The sequence below is a fragment of the Brucella lupini genome (assembly GCF_002252535.1).
GTDB classification, from domain to species: domain Bacteria; phylum Pseudomonadota; class Alphaproteobacteria; order Rhizobiales; family Rhizobiaceae; genus Brucella; species Brucella anthropi.
Window position 1 is genome coordinate 103,335 of sequence record NZ_NNRN01000030.1, and the last position, 14,981, is coordinate 118,315.

Genomic DNA, 14,981 nt, shown 5'->3' on the forward strand with positions numbered 1-14,981 from the left:
CCACTGCTTGAATCTCTATAAAATGAAGAGCTTGTCGTGGCCGATTGAGATAACGAAACCATCTCGCCTGACGGAATTTGCCGGGCGACTAATGAAATTGACGGTTGCGCAAAGATTCCCATCCTGTTAACCGAAGCTAAATAGCGAAGCAGTTGTCTTTCCACAGCAATTGCAGTCGAGCCCCGGTTTTGCACGCTCCGGTGCTTGATTTATGTGCATGCGCGTGTTCGTTTAACACATCGCGAGCTGGCTGCTGATCGATTAAAGGAATAAAAACAATGGCTGAACGATCGCAAAATCTACAAGACCTTTTTCTGAATTCTGTACGTAAGCAGAAAATTTCCCTGACGATTTTTCTTATCAATGGCGTGAAACTGACCGGCATTGTAACGTCGTTTGATAATTTCTGCGTGCTTTTGCGCCGTGACGGTCATTCGCAGCTTGTCTACAAGCATGCGATTTCGACGATCATGCCAAGCCAGCCTGTGCAGATGTTCGAAGGCGAAGAAGCCTGACGCTTTGCGAATTCCACTGGAGCGCGATGACTTAGAGCTTTTCCTGTTTTGATTGAATCATTGGAAATGCTCTATAATTTTTTTACGCATGTCTTTGTTCCGAAACCGGTTCCCACTTTCGGGAGACATGCTCCAAGTCGTTTCGCTCCAGTTTTGTTTCTGCTGATGATAACCGGACACGCTCTGCCTGTCCGGTTCGTCATGTTTAAACAATCCGGGGCGTCTTTCATTTGAAACAGCTTTAGCGGCGACTTATCTGCATTGGCAGATAGTGCATTAACCTGATTTTCTCAGCCAAATGCATCCACAATAGGTTCCGCGTCCCGGAGTGAATATATTTGTCCAAGTTCAAGGATAAAAAGCCGACATCTGCCGATGCAGACAAGGCTTTCGAGCTTTCAGAACCAGAGCCCACAAGGGCAGCCGTCATCGTTCCCGTCCTGCCGGAGCGATATAATACGGGCACGTCGGCGGAAGATGGGGCTCGCCCCGAATTTCAGCGCTCGAACGAGGCGCGCCTGGAGGAAGCCGTCGGGCTTGCCCGGGCAATCAATCTCGACATCGAACATGCCGAAATTGCGATTGTCGCCAATCCACGGCCTGCGACCTTGCTTGGCGCGGGAAAGGTGGAATCCATCGCCGAAACCGTCAAGGAAAAGGCTATCGGGCTGGTCATCGTCGATCACGCACTGACACCGGTACAGCAGCGCAATCTCGAAAAGGAATGGAACGTCAAGGTCATCGACCGCACCGGGCTCATTCTCGAAATTTTCGGTGAACGCGCGCGCACCAAGGAAGGTGCCTTGCAGGTCGAGCTGGCGCATCTGAATTATCAGAAGGGCCGTCTGGTCAGAAGCTGGACCCACCTTGAGCGTCAGCGCGGTGGTGGCGGCTTCCTCGGAGGTCCGGGTGAAACCCAGATCGAAGCCGACCGCCGCTTGCTGCAGGACAAGATTCTGAAGATCAAGCGCGAGCTTGAAACGGTGGTGCGCACACGCACACTGCATCGTCAGAAGCGGCGCAAGGTGCCGCATCCGATCGTGGCACTTGTCGGTTATACCAACGCCGGAAAATCTACGCTTTTCAACCGCATGACGGGTGCGGAAGTGTTGGCCGAAGACATGCTCTTCGCCACGCTCGATCCGACATTGCGGCGTATTCGCCTTCCGCATGGTGAAACGGTTATCCTGTCGGATACGGTCGGGTTCATTTCGAACCTGCCGCATCATCTCGTCGCTGCCTTCCGCGCCACCCTTGAAGAAGTGGTGGAGGCGGATCTGATCCTACATGTCCGCGACATTTCCGATCCGGACAATGCCGCGCAGGCGGAAGACGTGGAAAGCATTCTTTCTGGGCTGGGCATCGAGCCGCAGGACCGTAAGCGTGTCGTCGAAATCTGGAACAAGATCGACAACCTTGACGAAAGCGGGCGCGAAGCCGCCCTGCGTCTGGCCGCCGCCGGTAGTGAGGAGGGGCGCCCGATCCCTCTGTCAGCCATTACCGGTGAAGGTGTTGACAGGTTGCTTTCACTTATCGAAACCCGGATAGCGGGCTCGCTCGGCCCGGTCGATGTTGTGCTGTCACCATTCGAGCTCCATCTTCTCGACTGGATTTACCAGCATGGCAGCAGCGTCGAACGCGAGAATCTGGAAGATGGCTCCGTTCGCATCAAGGCGCGACTGACCGAAGTGGCCCGCAAAACGCTGGACGAGAAGCGCGGCATTCGCCCCGAAAAGCCGGAGTCGGATTGGGAGTGAGGCAGGTAGCGCTACGCCACTTGCGGAACAGGGGCGCAACGCCCTATGTATGGAACACTTACGATTCAGAACTATTCACTTCGCCATAAATATATCCAGAGGCCCATAATGAGAGATCCGATCGAAACCGTCATGAACCTCGTCCCGATGGTGGTTGAGCAGACCAACCGTGGCGAACGGGCCTATGATATTTTCTCGCGCCTTCTCAAGGAGCGCATCATCTTCGTGAACGGACCGGTTGAAGACGGAATGTCGATGCTGGTTTGCGCACAGCTTCTCTTTCTCGAGGCAGAAAACCCGAAGAAAGAGATCAACATGTACATCAATTCGCCTGGCGGCGTCGTAACCTCCGGCATGGCGATCTATGACACGATGCAGTTCATCCGTCCGCCGGTTTCCACGCTTTGCATGGGGCAGGCTGCTTCGATGGGCTCGCTGCTCCTGACCGCCGGTGCGACAGGCCAGCGTTATGCGCTGCCGAATGCCCGCATCATGGTTCACCAGCCATCGGGCGGTTTCCAGGGACAGGCTTCGGACATCGAACGTCATGCGCAGGACATCATCAAGATGAAGCGCCGCCTGAACGAGATCTACGTCAAGCACACGGGCCGCGATTACGAGACGATCGAACGCACGCTCGACCGCGACCATTTCATGACCGCGCAGGAAGCGCTCGAATTCGGCCTTATCGACAAGGTGGTTGAATCGCGTGACGTGGGCGCGGACGAATCGAAGTAAGAGCCGGAATCTCCGGCTCGCACCCGTTTTTAGCGCCCTTTGCCACAAAAGGGGCCCAATTCTTGCAACTACGTGATGGTTAACGCGCCACGTTAAGCATCTATTGGGGTTCGGGGCGCTAAACTTGGTCAGATTATGCCGAATCTTTGCCGGGAACTTATTTTTCATTTGTTCGACGGTGCAGCTTCTGCAAAAGTCGCCAAATGGCTCCTTCGGTCGGGGAGCCATACGGTGACAGGAATCCTGAGACTACAGGCCCTACATGACAGGCAGCGCGTATCTGCTGCCGTTGTGACCGGCGGGAGGCGCGTTTCTCCTCCAGCACTGGGTCCGAACCGGAAGAAACGATCGATATGAACGCCCAAGGTTCATTTCGGTCAATTGAAAGGAAACTGCGATGAGCAAAGTCAGCAACAGCGGCGGCGATTCCAAGAATACGCTTTATTGCTCGTTCTGCGGCAAAAGCCAGCATGAAGTGCGCAAGCTGATTGCAGGCCCGACCGTTTTCATCTGCGACGAGTGCGTCGAACTCTGCATGGACATCATCCGCGAGGAAAACAAATCCTCGATGGTGAAGTCGCGCGAGGGCGTGCCTACGCCGCAGGAAATCATGGCCGTCCTTGACGATTACGTCATCGGTCAGAAGGATGCCAAGCGCGTTCTGTCGGTTGCGGTACACAATCATTACAAGCGTCTCGCCCATCAGTCCAAGAGCAGCGATATCGAGCTTGCGAAGTCGAACATTCTTCTCGTCGGTCCGACGGGTTGCGGCAAGACCTATCTTGCCCAGACGCTCGCACGCATCATCGATGTGCCATTCACCATGGCCGATGCGACGACACTGACGGAAGCAGGCTATGTCGGTGAAGATGTCGAGAACATCATCCTGAAGCTGCTTCAGGCCGCCGATTACAATGTGGAACGTGCGCAGCGCGGCATCGTCTATATCGACGAAGTCGACAAGATCAGCCGCAAGTCGGATAACCCGTCCATCACGCGCGACGTGTCGGGCGAGGGCGTCCAGCAGGCGCTTCTGAAGATCATGGAAGGCACCGTCGCTTCCGTGCCACCGCAGGGTGGCCGCAAGCATCCGCAGCAGGAATTCCTGCAGGTGGACACGACGAACATCCTCTTCATCTGCGGCGGCGCATTTGCCGGTCTCGACAAGATCATCTCCGCACGCGGCGAGAAGACGTCCATCGGCTTCGGCGCTACCGTTCGTTCGGTCGATGAGCGCCGTATCGGTGATGTCTTCAGGGAACTGGAGCCGGAAGATCTTCTGAAGTTCGGCCTCATTCCGGAATTCGTCGGTCGTCTGCCGGTGATCGCGACGCTCGAAGACCTCGATGTCGATGCTCTGGTGCAGATCCTGACCGAGCCGAAGAATGCGCTCGTGAAGCAGTATCAGCGCCTGTTCGACATGGAAAGTGTCGAGCTGAGCTTCCACGACGACGCCCTGCGGGCGATTGCCAACAAGGCGGTCGAGCGCAAGACGGGTGCACGCGGTCTGCGTTCGATCATGGAAAAGATCCTGCTCGACACGATGTTCGAGCTTCCGACGCTGGAAGGCGTGCAGGAAGTTGTCATTTCCGGCGATGTGGTGGATGGCAGCGCCCGTCCGCTCTATATCTATGCCGAGCGCCAGGATGAAAAGGGTAATGTTTCCGCTTAAGCGGGGGCACCTAATCCATAAAAAGGCCGCGTAAGCGGCCTTTTTCATGTGCAAACTTGCGCCGGGCTGATCCTGTCACTATTGCAGGCGCAGCAATCGGGTTACAGCCTAAGCTAGATATTGTACTTAATGACGGTACAGCGCAGGATAGATGACGATTCTATGAAAGCCGTCCCGATCGAGGCTATTGAATTGCCGGGTTCGGCTCTCCAAGTATGGAACGAAGCACATTCGTGACCTGCCTCATGATGAAAGGGGGCGCGGACGTGGCAGTCAGGTTGAAAGACCTGAGAAAGGACTTGAGTTATGACGGGTACTGAACAGAAGACCCCATTGGGTGGTTCTGAAGCGGGCGGTTCGGACGGGCTCTATGCCGTTTTGCCGTTGCGTGACATTGTCGTTTTCCCGCATATGATCGTTCCGCTTTTTGTCGGCCGCGAAAAGTCCATTCGCGCGCTGGAGGAAGTGATGGGCGTGGACAAGCAGATTCTGCTTGCCACCCAGAAAAACGCTGCCGATGACGATCCGGCACCGGACGCGATTTATGAAATCGGCACGATTGCCAACGTATTGCAGCTCCTGAAGCTGCCGGACGGCACCGTCAAGGTGCTGGTCGAAGGCACGGCGCGCGCCAAGGTTTCCAAGTTTACCGACCGCGAAGATTATCACGAGGCCTATGCTGCGGCTTTGCCGGAGCCTGAAGAAGATGCCGTCGAGATCGAGGCGCTTGCCCGCTCGGTGGTTTCCGACTTCGAAAACTACGTCAAGCTGAACAAGAAGATTTCGCCGGAAGTGGTTGGCGCTGCCAGCCAGATCGACGACTATTCGAAGCTTGCCGACACGGTTGCCTCGCATCTCGCGATCAAGATTCCCGAGAAGCAGGAAATGCTGTCGATCCTCTCGGTGCGCGAGCGCCTCGAGAAGGCACTTTCCTTCATGGAAGCCGAAATTTCGGTTCTTCAGGTTGAGAAGCGTATCCGCAGCCGCGTCAAGCGCCAGATGGAGAAGACGCAGCGCGAATACTATCTCAACGAGCAGATGAAGGCGATCCAGAAGGAGCTTGGCGATGGCGAGGATGGTCGCGATGAAGCGGCTGAACTCGAAGAACGCATCAACAAGACCAAGCTTTCCAAGGAAGCCCGCGAAAAGGCCCAGGCTGAGCTGAAGAAGCTGCGTAGCATGAGCCCGATGTCTGCCGAAGCAACGGTCGTCCGCAACTATCTCGACTGGCTGCTGTCCATTCCGTGGGGCAAGAAGTCGAAGATCAAGCAGGACCTGAACTTTGCCGAAGGCGTACTTGGCGACGATCACTTTGGTCTTGAAAAGGTCAAGGAGCGCATTGTCGAGTATCTCGCGGTGCAGGCTCGCTCGACCAAGATCAAGGGCCCGATCCTCTGCCTCGTCGGACCTCCCGGCGTCGGCAAGACCTCGCTTGCCCGTTCGATTGCCAAGGCGACCGGCCGTGAATATGTCCGTATGTCGCTCGGCGGCGTGCGTGACGAGGCTGAGATCCGCGGTCACCGCCGCACCTATATCGGTTCGATGCCCGGCAAGGTCATCCAGTCGATGAAGAAGGCGAAGAAGTCCAACCCGCTCTTCCTGCTCGATGAAATCGACAAGATGGGCCAGGATTTCCGCGGCGATCCGTCATCGGCCATGCTTGAGGTGCTGGATCCGGAACAGAACTCGACCTTCATGGATCACTACCTTGAGGTGGAATATGATCTGTCGAACGTCATGTTCGTGACGACGGCAAATACGCTGAACATCCCCGGTCCATTGCTGGATCGTATGGAAGTCATCCGTATCGCCGGCTACACCGAGGATGAAAAGCTCGAGATCGCCAAGCGGCACCTGTTGCCGAAGGCAATCAAGGATCACGCCCTGCAGCCGAAGGAGTTTTCGGTCACGGACGATGCGCTGCGCAATGTTATCCGCCTCTACACGCGGGAAGCAGGTGTGCGTAGCCTCGAACGCGAATTGATGACTCTGGCACGTAAGGCCGTGACCGAAATCCTGAAGTCGAAGAAGAAGTCGGTGAAAGTCACCGAAAAGAACCTCTCCGACTATCTGGGTGTCGAGCGGTTCCGCTTCGGTCAGATCGACGGCGAAGATCAGGTTGGCGTTGTGACAGGTCTTGCCTGGACGGAAGTTGGCGGTGAATTGCTGACCATCGAAGGTGTCATGATGCCCGGTAAGGGCCGCATGACCGTCACGGGTAACCTCCGCGACGTGATGAAGGAATCGATCTCCGCAGCGGCTTCCTATGTCCGCTCGCGCGCCATCGATTTCGGCATCGAACCTCCGTTGTTCGACAAGCGCGACATCCACGTGCACGTGCCGGAGGGTGCAACGCCGAAGGACGGTCCGTCCGCCGGTATCGCCATGGTCACGGCGATCGTATCCGTGCTGACCGGCATTCCGGTTCGCAAGGACATCGCAATGACGGGTGAGGTTACCTTGCGCGGTCGTGTCCTGCCAATCGGCGGCCTGAAGGAAAAGCTCCTCGCAGCTCTGCGCGGCGGCATCAAGAAGGTTCTGATCCCGGAAGAAAACGCCAAGGATCTGGCGGATATTCCGGACAATGTGAAGAACAGTCTTGAGATCGTTCCGGTGTCTCGCGTGGGTGAAGTCCTCAAGCATGCTCTGGTTCGCGAACCTGAGCCGATTGAATGGACCGAGCCGGCAACCCCGGCGACCGTGCCTTCGGTCGAGGAAGAAGCAGGGGCCACGACCGCTCATTAAGGCATTTCCGGCAAACGTGCGAAGCGGTTTGCTTACAGGTAATGCACCGAAATGAACGTCCAGCGGGCGATTCTGTTTCAGTCAGATTGCCCCGCTGGAAGGCGTCTATCAGGACCAACAATTGAAATGCCGGGCAATTTGCCCGGCATTTCTGTGTTTAACCCCGGTTTTCCGGGGGTTTTTCACGTTGACAGGCTTGGTTTGTGAAACGATTTGAATAAACTCCGACCAATCCGGTCACGTTATCCGTTCCGGTAGATAAAGAAAGGAAATGCCAATGAACAAGAACGAATTGGTTGCCGCAGTTGCGGAAAAGGGCGGTTTGACGAAGGCTGATGCCGGTACTGCAGTTGACGCCGTACTCGCCGCTGTTACCGGCGCCCTGAAGGCTGGTGAAGAAGTCCGTCTGCCTGGCTTCGGCGTTTTCTCCGTTTCGCATCGCGCTGCCTCGACCGGCCGTAACCCATCGACCGGCAAGGAAGTTGCTATTCCGGCTCGCAATGTGCCGAAGTTCTCGGCTGGCAAGGGCCTGAAGGACGCCGTAAACGGCTAATCATGATCTGGAGAGTGAAAGCTCTTCGAACGGATCGTGACGTTAAATTTCCAGCCATCGCGGCATGATCGCGAATGGCTGTCGAGAAGGCCCGGCATTGCCGGGCTTTTTTCGTAAGTGTAGTAAGCGTGAATGAGTGCTTGCAACTGGATGTTGGTTTCTAAGAACCAAAAATATCCGTCAGGATTCTGGCCAGTGCGAAAACGGCTGCCAATGGTAACAGCCAGTCGAAAAATATATCCGGGTTTTTCATGAGTGAAAGAATGCTCGGCTGATCTTGCGAGATTACACCGCCAAATGACACCATTGGCGGCTCAATGGACTAGCGGACGATCTTCAGCAGGGAAGTGCGCTTCCCGAAGATCATATCGGTGCACAATGTGCCTTTACGAGAAAGTCTGTAGGTAGCAGCAGGCCGCGTATCACAAATGGACTTCACAAAACGCAGTGCTGATACGCGATCTGTGAAAAGTCCCCCGACAAGTCCCAGCCGGTCATAGACGACCCAGCGCCGTGCGGCTTCCTTGTCGACGATAAAGCGCGGCAGTGGAACGGCGGCGTTTCTCTGGTTTTTTGTGGTCATAGCGAGTGCTCCATCCAGAGACGCAACCGCATTCACTGTGTAAGTTGCATGATGAGGAACGTCACCAGAACGCCGGCTCCAATCACGGTCATCAAGCGGAGCAGTATGCTGATGTCCTGGCGCAATTCTTCCTCGGTAATGGCTGAACTGATGTTCCGGGACCCTGCATGCGTACGCTTTGCTTTGCTTAGGTGTAAAAACAGGCCCAATTTTCCGTACATGATCGAAACCTCACTTCTGATGGTTACACGAATGTTTCAATTGCTGGGGGGCTAGGCTGGCGGTGTTTCAGCGCGCCGCCAGTGTGATGGAAAGTACCGCTTGCTGATGCTGCGCTATGAGCGCCGAGGGTGTTTCTTCCACATGGTCAATGACAGCACAGGCCCGACGAATGGCGCTGGCGGTTTCTTCGCTGACGCCAACCAACGGCAGCCGTACATCTGGCGAGAGACCGCGCCGATGGTGCAAGGCGTACTTCACCGGAACGGGATTGGTATCCTGTTCCATGGCAGTCAGAAGAGGCTTCAATTTGAAGCCGAGCGTTCTGGCAGCGCAGGCATCGGCTCGCTTACAGGCTTCGTAAAGTTCGACAGTGGTTGCTGGAAGCACATTCGATATGACTGAAATCATTCCGTCTCCCCGCTCAAGATTGAAGGAAACGGCGGTCGCGTCATGTCCTGATAGTTGTATCAGCCGATCGTCTATACGACGAACGATGCGTTTGGGCCGGTCGAGTTCACCAGTCGCGTCCTTGATACCAATGACGGTCGGGAGTTCACTCAGCCGTTCGATAGTTTCCAGAGAAAGATCGACGCCGGTTCGCTTCGGGACATTATAAAGGATGATTGGTATCTGAACATTGCGAGCCACGGCTTCGAAGTGGCGATACAAGCCTTCCTGAGACGGACAGTTATAGTATGGCGTCACAATCAGGGCGGCGTCAGCACCGCAGGCAGCTGCAGCGCTCGTCAATGCAATTGTCGATACAGTATCGTTGGTGCCTGTTCCCGCAACAATGGGTACACGTCCTGCAGAGACGTCAACACAGGTTTTGATGAGGCTGATCTTTTCCGCCGTATTGAGAGTTGGGGCCTCCCCGGTCGTGCCACAGGGAGAAAGAGCATGGATGCCTTCTCCAATCTGCCACTCCACCAACTCGGCGAAAGCCTTGTGCGCCACTTCTCCGTTTTCAAATGGGGTAACAAGAGCGGTTGTTACTCCGCGCAATCTGGTTCTGAGTTCGTCATAAGCCATTGTTCTGGATCTCCGTTACCCGAACCTCCGACTGCAAACGAACCTCGCATATGTCGCAGAAGCCATTCAGAACGCAGTCTTGCCGGGCGTGAACAAGCTATGAGTCCCGGCGTATAAATTCGAGATCGGGAACAGACCCGGAGTATTAGAAAGTCGTATATTGCCTCAGGGCATGATGCGACCGCGCTGGCCGTTAAAGCGACTAACGTTTTTATTCTCAGGTCCTTGCCCGCTCAGACAGAGGAGTATCCGCAAAAAAGCCGGGCACTGGGCCCGGCTTCCAATAACTCTCTTTGCCTGCCGCTTATTCAGCAGCCTCTGAACTGCGCTTGGGGCGGCGTTCCAGCAGTTCCTTGAGGAAGTGGCCGGTGTAGGAGCGTTTCTCCTGCACGATGTCTTCCGGACGGCCCACGGCAACAATCTCGCCGCCGCCATCGCCACCTTCCGGTCCAAGGTCAATGACCCAGTCGGCAGTCTTGATGACTTCAAGATTATGCTCGATCACTACGACCGTGTTGCCCTGTTCCACCAACTCGTGCAGCACTTCGAGCAGCTTCGCCACATCGTGGAAGTGCAGGCCGGTTGTCGGTTCGTCCAGAATATAGAGCGTGCGGCCCGTTGCGCGGCGTGACAGTTCCTTGGCAAGCTTCACGCGCTGCGCTTCACCACCCGAAAGCGTCGTCGCCTGCTGGCCGACCTTGATATAGCCGAGACCCACCTTAACGAGCGTTTCCATCTTGTCGCGCACCGCAGGCACGGCTGAGAAAAACTCCGCGCCTTCCTCGACTGTCATATCCAGCACATCGGCGATGGACTTGCCCTTGAACAGGACTTCCAGCGTTTCGCGGTTGTAGCGTTTGCCGTGACAGACATCACAAGTCACATAGACATCCGGCAGGAAGTGCATCTCGATCTTGATGACGCCATCGCCCTGGCAAGCCTCGCAGCGTCCGCCCTTCACATTGAACGAGAAGCGGCCCGCCTGATAACCGCGCGCCTTGGCTTCCGGCAGACCCGCAAACCAGTCGCGGATCGGCGTGAAGGCGCCCGTATAGGTTGCCGGGTTGGAACGAGGCGTACGACCAATCGGCGACTGGTCGATATCGATCACCTTGTCGAGGAACTCCAGTCCCTCAATACGGTCATGCTCAGCCGGATGCTCACGTGAACCCATGATGCGGCGCGAAGCGGCCTTGAACAGGGTTTCAATCAGAAAGGTGGACTTGCCGCCGCCTGAAACGCCGGTGACAGCGGTAAAGGTTCCAAGCGGAATATCCGCCGAGACATTTTTCAGATTGTTGCCGCGCGCGCCGACGACCTTGATGCGCTTGGACTTTGAAATCTTGCGGCGTTCCGCCGGAACGGCAACTTCCATCGCGCCTGACAGATATTTGCCGGTCAGCGAGTTCGCATTGGACATCACGTCCTGCGGCGACCCTTGAGCGATGATCTTGCCGCCATGGACACCTGCCGCAGGGCCGATATCGACCACATAGTCGGCAGTCAAGATCGCATCTTCGTCATGTTCGACCACGATGACCGTGTTGCCGAGATCGCGCAGATGGCGCAGCGTGTCGAGGAGACGCGCATTATCACGCTGATGCAGGCCGATGGATGGTTCATCCAGTACGTAAAGCACGCCGGTCAGGCCAGAGCCGATCTGCGAGGCAAGACGGATACGCTGGCTTTCACCGCCCGACAGCGTGCCGGAATTGCGCGCCAGCGTCAGATAGTCGAGGCCGACATCGTTGAGGAACTGCAGGCGCTCCCGGATTTCCTTGAGGATGCGGGCGGCAATCTCGCGCTGCTTGTCGTTAAAGCTGCTATCGATGTCGCGGAACCAGGCGTCGGCCTTGCGGATCGACATTTCCGTGATCTCGCCGACATGCTTCATGCCCACCTTGACCGCAAGCGCTTCCGGCTTCAGGCGGTAGCCGTTACAGGAAGGGCAGGGAGTCGAGGCCATGAAGCGCTCAATATCTTCGCGCGACCAGGCGGAATCGGTTTCCTTCCAGCGGCGTTCCAGATTGGGGATCACGCCCTCAAAAGGCTTCGTCGTCTGGTAGGAACGCAGGCCGTCATCATACTGGAAGGTGATTTCCTTGCCCTTGGTGCCATAGAGAATGGCCTGCTGGGCTTCTTCCGAAAGATCAACCCAGCGCGCACCGATCTTGAAGCCATAGGCTTTGCCAAGCGCTTCCAGCGTCTGATTGTAATAGGGCGACGAGGACCGCGCCCATGGGGCAATCGCGCCGTCCCTCAACACTGCCGTTTCGTCGGGAACGATCAGGTTCGGATCAATGGCCTGCTGCGTGCCGAGACCATCACAGGTCGGGCAGGCGCCGAACGGGTTGTTGAACGAGAACAGGCGCGGTTCGATTTCTGGAATGGTGAAACCGGAAACCGGGCAGGCAAACTTTTCCGAAAACAGAATGCGCTCATGCGTTTCGTTGGCCGACTTGTTGGCAGCACCACCTTCAGCCGTTTCTTCCGGCGGCAGTGGCTTGTCGGCAAACTCGGCAACGGCCAGACCTTCGGCAAGCTTGAGGCAGGTTTCAAGACTGTCGGCGAGGCGGGTTGACAGGTCAGGGCGCACTACAACGCGGTCCACCACAACATCGATGTCGTGCTTGTACTTCTTGTCCAGCGCCGGAACATCGGCGATTTCATAGAAGGTGCCGTCCACCTTGACGCGCTGAAAGCCCTTCTTCTGAAGCTCTGCCAGCTCCTTCTTGTACTCGCCCTTGCGGCCACGAACGATGGGCGCGAGGATATAAAGGCGCGTGCCTTCTTCCAGCGCCATGACCCGATCAACCATCTGACTGACGGTCTGGCTCTCGATGGGAAGGCCGGTTGCAGGCGAATAGGGCACGCCTACGCGCGCAAAGAGCAGGCGCATATAGTCGTAGATTTCGGTGACGGTGCCGACCGTCGAACGCGGATTGCGGCTCGTCGTCTTCTGCTCGATGGAAATAGCAGGAGAGAGGCCGTCGATCTGGTCGACATCCGGCTTTTGCATCATTTCGAGGAACTGGCGCGCATAGGCCGAAAGACTTTCGACATAACGGCGCTGGCCTTCCGCATAGATCGTATCAAAGGCAAGCGAGGATTTGCCCGAGCCGGAAAGCCCCGTCATCACGATCAGCTTGTCGCGAGGCAGATCGAGATCGACATTTTTCAGATTGTGTTCGCGCGCGCCACGTATGGAAATGAATTTCTGATCGCTCATTCCGCGTCCTGCCTGCTCATGATGCCATGGATAACGGGCGCCGAATGGTAAAATACGTCGCGCCGGTGTCTAATATGGGGTGAAACCCTCCAATAAGAAGGGGGCTCCGGTCATTCATCGGTGCACTCTTATCATTAGAACAAATATCGAACAACCAGCCTTCTGATAGGCGATACGAAATGTGAACGCAAGAGCGTTGACTGTCACTCCTGACAGGAGCAGACTACCCTTACTCGCTGATAGCGGAGAGGTGCCGCGGTGGGATGACACGGCATCGGCAAGAGGTCCGCAGGAGGCGGGGAGACCCAGTAGGGAGGTAAAGGAGCATGAGTCCACCTGACTACAGTGCCTAGCTTTCACAGAGATGAAAGCACAATCCGTTTCGGTTGCGGCAGCATCTTTTCGCAAGGAATGATGCCTCGTTGATCGAAAGTGTGATTGCCGACAATTTGAATTTGCGCGGAATGCAAATGGCCGTGCGCCTTTGCGATCCGAAAAGACCTGCCGACGAATTAATGTCGACACATGAGCATTGCTCAAACCCCAAGCCCTGCGCGCCAAAGATACAGTGAGCGGCAGGGCTTTTCCTTGGAAGCTGATCCCGTTTGCCAAGCGCAGGCAGCTATTGCTTTATGAAGGTTGTCGGCAAGGCTGTTTTGAAATTAAGGCAGATGCCGTTTCAGCCCCTGAAATGAGGCAAACTGCATTATCAGCGCGGTAAACGGTGCAAAAACCCACTGAAATTTATGGCGTACGCAAGGCTTTTTAATGTCGGAAGGTTGCATTTTGAACAAAACAAGAACATAAACTCTGTGGACATTGAAGAATTCACCGGCCCGGATTGAGCGCGCTTTGAGCCAGTCCTGTAAGGTGAACATATGAGTTTCTGGTGATGGCGCATTGTTGCGCCTGATCTTTCATTTGAAAAGTGCCTCTTGTCCGCGCGAAGCAGTGCGGAAAGAGTGTGCATGCAAGACCCGGAGTAATTTTCGATGGCTGGTAGCGTCAATAAAGTCATTCTGGTCGGCAATCTTGGTGCCGATCCGGAAATTCGTCGTCTGAATTCCGGCGACGTGGTTGCCAATCTGCGCATTGCAACGTCGGAAAGCTGGCGCGATCGCCAGAGCGGCGAACGCAAGGACCGCACCGAATGGCACAGCGTTGTCATCTTCAATGAAAACCTCGCCAAGGTTGCGGAACAATATCTGAAGAAGGGCGCCAAGGTTTACATCGAAGGCGCGCTCCAGACCCGCAAATGGCAGGATCAGAACGGCAATGACCGTTATTCGACGGAAATCGTGCTGCAGAAGTTCCGTGGTGAGCTGCAGATGCTCGATAGCCGTGGTGAAGGCGGCGGTGAAGGCCGTTCGTTCGGCGGCGGTGGCGGCAACCGTAACCAGATGTCTGATTATTCCGGTGGCGGCGGTGATTTCGGCTCGTCTGGCCCATCCAATCAGGGTGGCAGCAGCGGTGGCTTCTCGCGCGATCTGGACGACGAAATTCCGTTCTGAGAATGAATATAATCCAGTTTATAAGTGAATTACGATAAGGCGCTGTTTTACAGCGCCTTTTCTATTGGATCATACTTCCGATTATCTAGGAAAAATGATGTCTGATCGCGAGTTCGTCAGCGTGATTTGCCCTCAGATTTAACCTGCTCGCCGTCTTCTTTGGTGAATGATGCGACCGGGTTTTCCAGAAGCGGCAGAACCAGCTCAGACGGACGGCAAAGCCTGGTGCCGCGCGGCGTTTCGACGATGGGCCGGTTGATCAGAATCGGATGAGCCATCATGAAATCGTAAGCGCGAATTTCTGTGCACCTTCTGAAGCACAGTGCTCTGATGCATGAAGTGTCCACCAAAACAGGTGGACACCAAATCATGGACGATACTCCTAAAGCGTGTCGCATTTATTCGGCCTCATACCCAGCAGCCT

General features: G+C 55.7%; 10 protein-coding genes and 2 pseudogenes. 8 read left to right on the forward strand and 4 right to left on the reverse strand.

Features of this window, described 5'->3' with window-relative positions; genetic code table 11:
• The first annotated feature begins 60 nt into the window (after positions 1–60).
• The 7 genes and pseudogenes from CES86_RS03630 (at position 61) to CES86_RS03660 (ending at position 7,980) form a co-directional block, all read left to right on the forward strand.
• A pseudogene (locus CES86_RS03630) lies at positions 61–273 on the forward strand (hypothetical protein).
• 5 nt (positions 274–278) lie between these two features.
• Positions 279–515: an RNA chaperone Hfq gene (gene hfq / locus CES86_RS03635; protein ID WP_002964239.1), complete on the forward strand. Its 237-nt coding sequence runs from the start codon at positions 279–281 to the stop codon at positions 513–515.
• 338 nt (positions 516–853) lie between these two features.
• Complete coding sequence (gene hflX / locus CES86_RS03640; RefSeq protein ID WP_012092092.1) at positions 854–2,272, forward strand: GTPase HflX; 1,419 nt, start codon at positions 854–856, stop codon at positions 2,270–2,272.
• Between the two features lie 108 nt (positions 2,273–2,380).
• Entirely contained in the window at positions 2,381–3,010 is a 630-nt protein-coding gene (clpP, locus tag CES86_RS03645; protein ID WP_010660144.1) for an ATP-dependent Clp endopeptidase proteolytic subunit ClpP, read from the forward strand.
• Positions 3,011–3,407: 397 nt separating this feature from the next.
• A complete protein-coding gene (clpX, locus tag CES86_RS03650; RefSeq protein ID WP_010660143.1) occupies positions 3,408–4,682 on the forward strand; it encodes an ATP-dependent Clp protease ATP-binding subunit ClpX in 1,275 nt (424 codons plus the stop codon).
• Between the two features lie 306 nt (positions 4,683–4,988).
• Positions 4,989–7,427, forward strand: coding sequence for an endopeptidase La (lon, locus tag CES86_RS03655; RefSeq protein WP_029924884.1), 2,439 nt, complete (start codon positions 4,989–4,991; stop codon positions 7,425–7,427).
• A gap of 277 nt (positions 7,428–7,704) precedes the next feature.
• Positions 7,705–7,980 carry an HU family DNA-binding protein gene (locus tag CES86_RS03660; RefSeq protein WP_006470422.1) on the forward strand — a complete coding sequence of 92 codons (276 nt, stop codon included), beginning with the start codon at positions 7,705–7,707 and terminating at the stop codon, positions 7,978–7,980.
• A 322-nt stretch (positions 7,981–8,302) separates the two neighbouring features.
• Here the strand turns inward: CES86_RS03660 and CES86_RS03665 are convergent, their stop codons facing one another.
• The 3 genes from CES86_RS03665 to uvrA all read right to left on the reverse strand — a co-directional run bounded on the left by CES86_RS03665 (position 8,303) and on the right by uvrA (position 13,046).
• Complete coding sequence (locus tag CES86_RS03665; protein ID WP_010660141.1) at positions 8,303–8,563, reverse strand: hypothetical protein; 261 nt, start codon at positions 8,561–8,563, stop codon at positions 8,303–8,305.
• A gap of 288 nt (positions 8,564–8,851) precedes the next feature.
• Positions 8,852–9,817: a 4-hydroxy-tetrahydrodipicolinate synthase gene (gene dapA, locus CES86_RS03675; protein ID WP_094513740.1), complete on the reverse strand. Its 966-nt coding sequence runs from the start codon at positions 9,815–9,817 to the stop codon at positions 8,852–8,854.
• A gap of 304 nt (positions 9,818–10,121) precedes the next feature.
• On the reverse strand, positions 10,122–13,046 hold the full coding sequence (gene uvrA / locus CES86_RS03680) for an excinuclease ABC subunit UvrA (RefSeq protein WP_094513742.1): 2,925 nt from the start codon (positions 13,044–13,046) through the stop codon (positions 10,122–10,124).
• A gap of 992 nt (positions 13,047–14,038) precedes the next feature.
• Here uvrA and ssb point away from each other — a divergent pair.
• Positions 14,039–14,557, forward strand: a complete 519-nt coding sequence (ssb, locus tag CES86_RS03690) for a single-stranded DNA-binding protein (RefSeq protein ID WP_094513745.1) — start codon at positions 14,039–14,041, stop codon at positions 14,555–14,557.
• 116 nt (positions 14,558–14,673) lie between these two features.
• Here the strand turns inward: ssb and CES86_RS03695 are convergent.
• Positions 14,674–14,862, reverse strand: a pseudogene (locus CES86_RS03695) (ArsC/Spx/MgsR family protein); the annotation flags it as partial.
• Positions 14,863–14,981: the final 119 nt, after the last annotated feature.

Bases quoted from the DNA above. Each gene is read 5' to 3' on its own strand.
- hfq (WP_002964239.1), top strand. From the start codon at position 279: ATGGCTGAACGATCGCAAAATCTACAAGACCTTTTTCTGAATTCTGTA.
- clpP (WP_010660144.1), top strand. From the start codon at position 2,381: ATGAGAGATCCGATCGAAACCGTCATGAACCTCGTCCCGATGGTGGTT.
- clpX (WP_010660143.1), top strand. From the start codon at position 3,408: ATGAGCAAAGTCAGCAACAGCGGCGGCGATTCCAAGAATACGCTTTAT.
- lon (WP_029924884.1), top strand. From the start codon at position 4,989: ATGACGGGTACTGAACAGAAGACCCCATTGGGTGGTTCTGAAGCGGGC.
- CES86_RS03660 (WP_006470422.1), top strand. From the start codon at position 7,705: ATGAACAAGAACGAATTGGTTGCCGCAGTTGCGGAAAAGGGCGGTTTG.
- CES86_RS03665 (WP_010660141.1), bottom strand. From the start codon at position 8,563: ATGACCACAAAAAACCAGAGAAACGCCGCCGTTCCACTGCCGCGCTTT.
- dapA (WP_094513740.1), bottom strand. From the start codon at position 9,817: ATGGCTTATGACGAACTCAGAACCAGATTGCGCGGAGTAACAACCGCT.
- uvrA (WP_094513742.1), bottom strand. From the start codon at position 13,046: ATGAGCGATCAGAAATTCATTTCCATACGTGGCGCGCGCGAACACAAT.
- ssb (WP_094513745.1), top strand. From the start codon at position 14,039: ATGGCTGGTAGCGTCAATAAAGTCATTCTGGTCGGCAATCTTGGTGCC.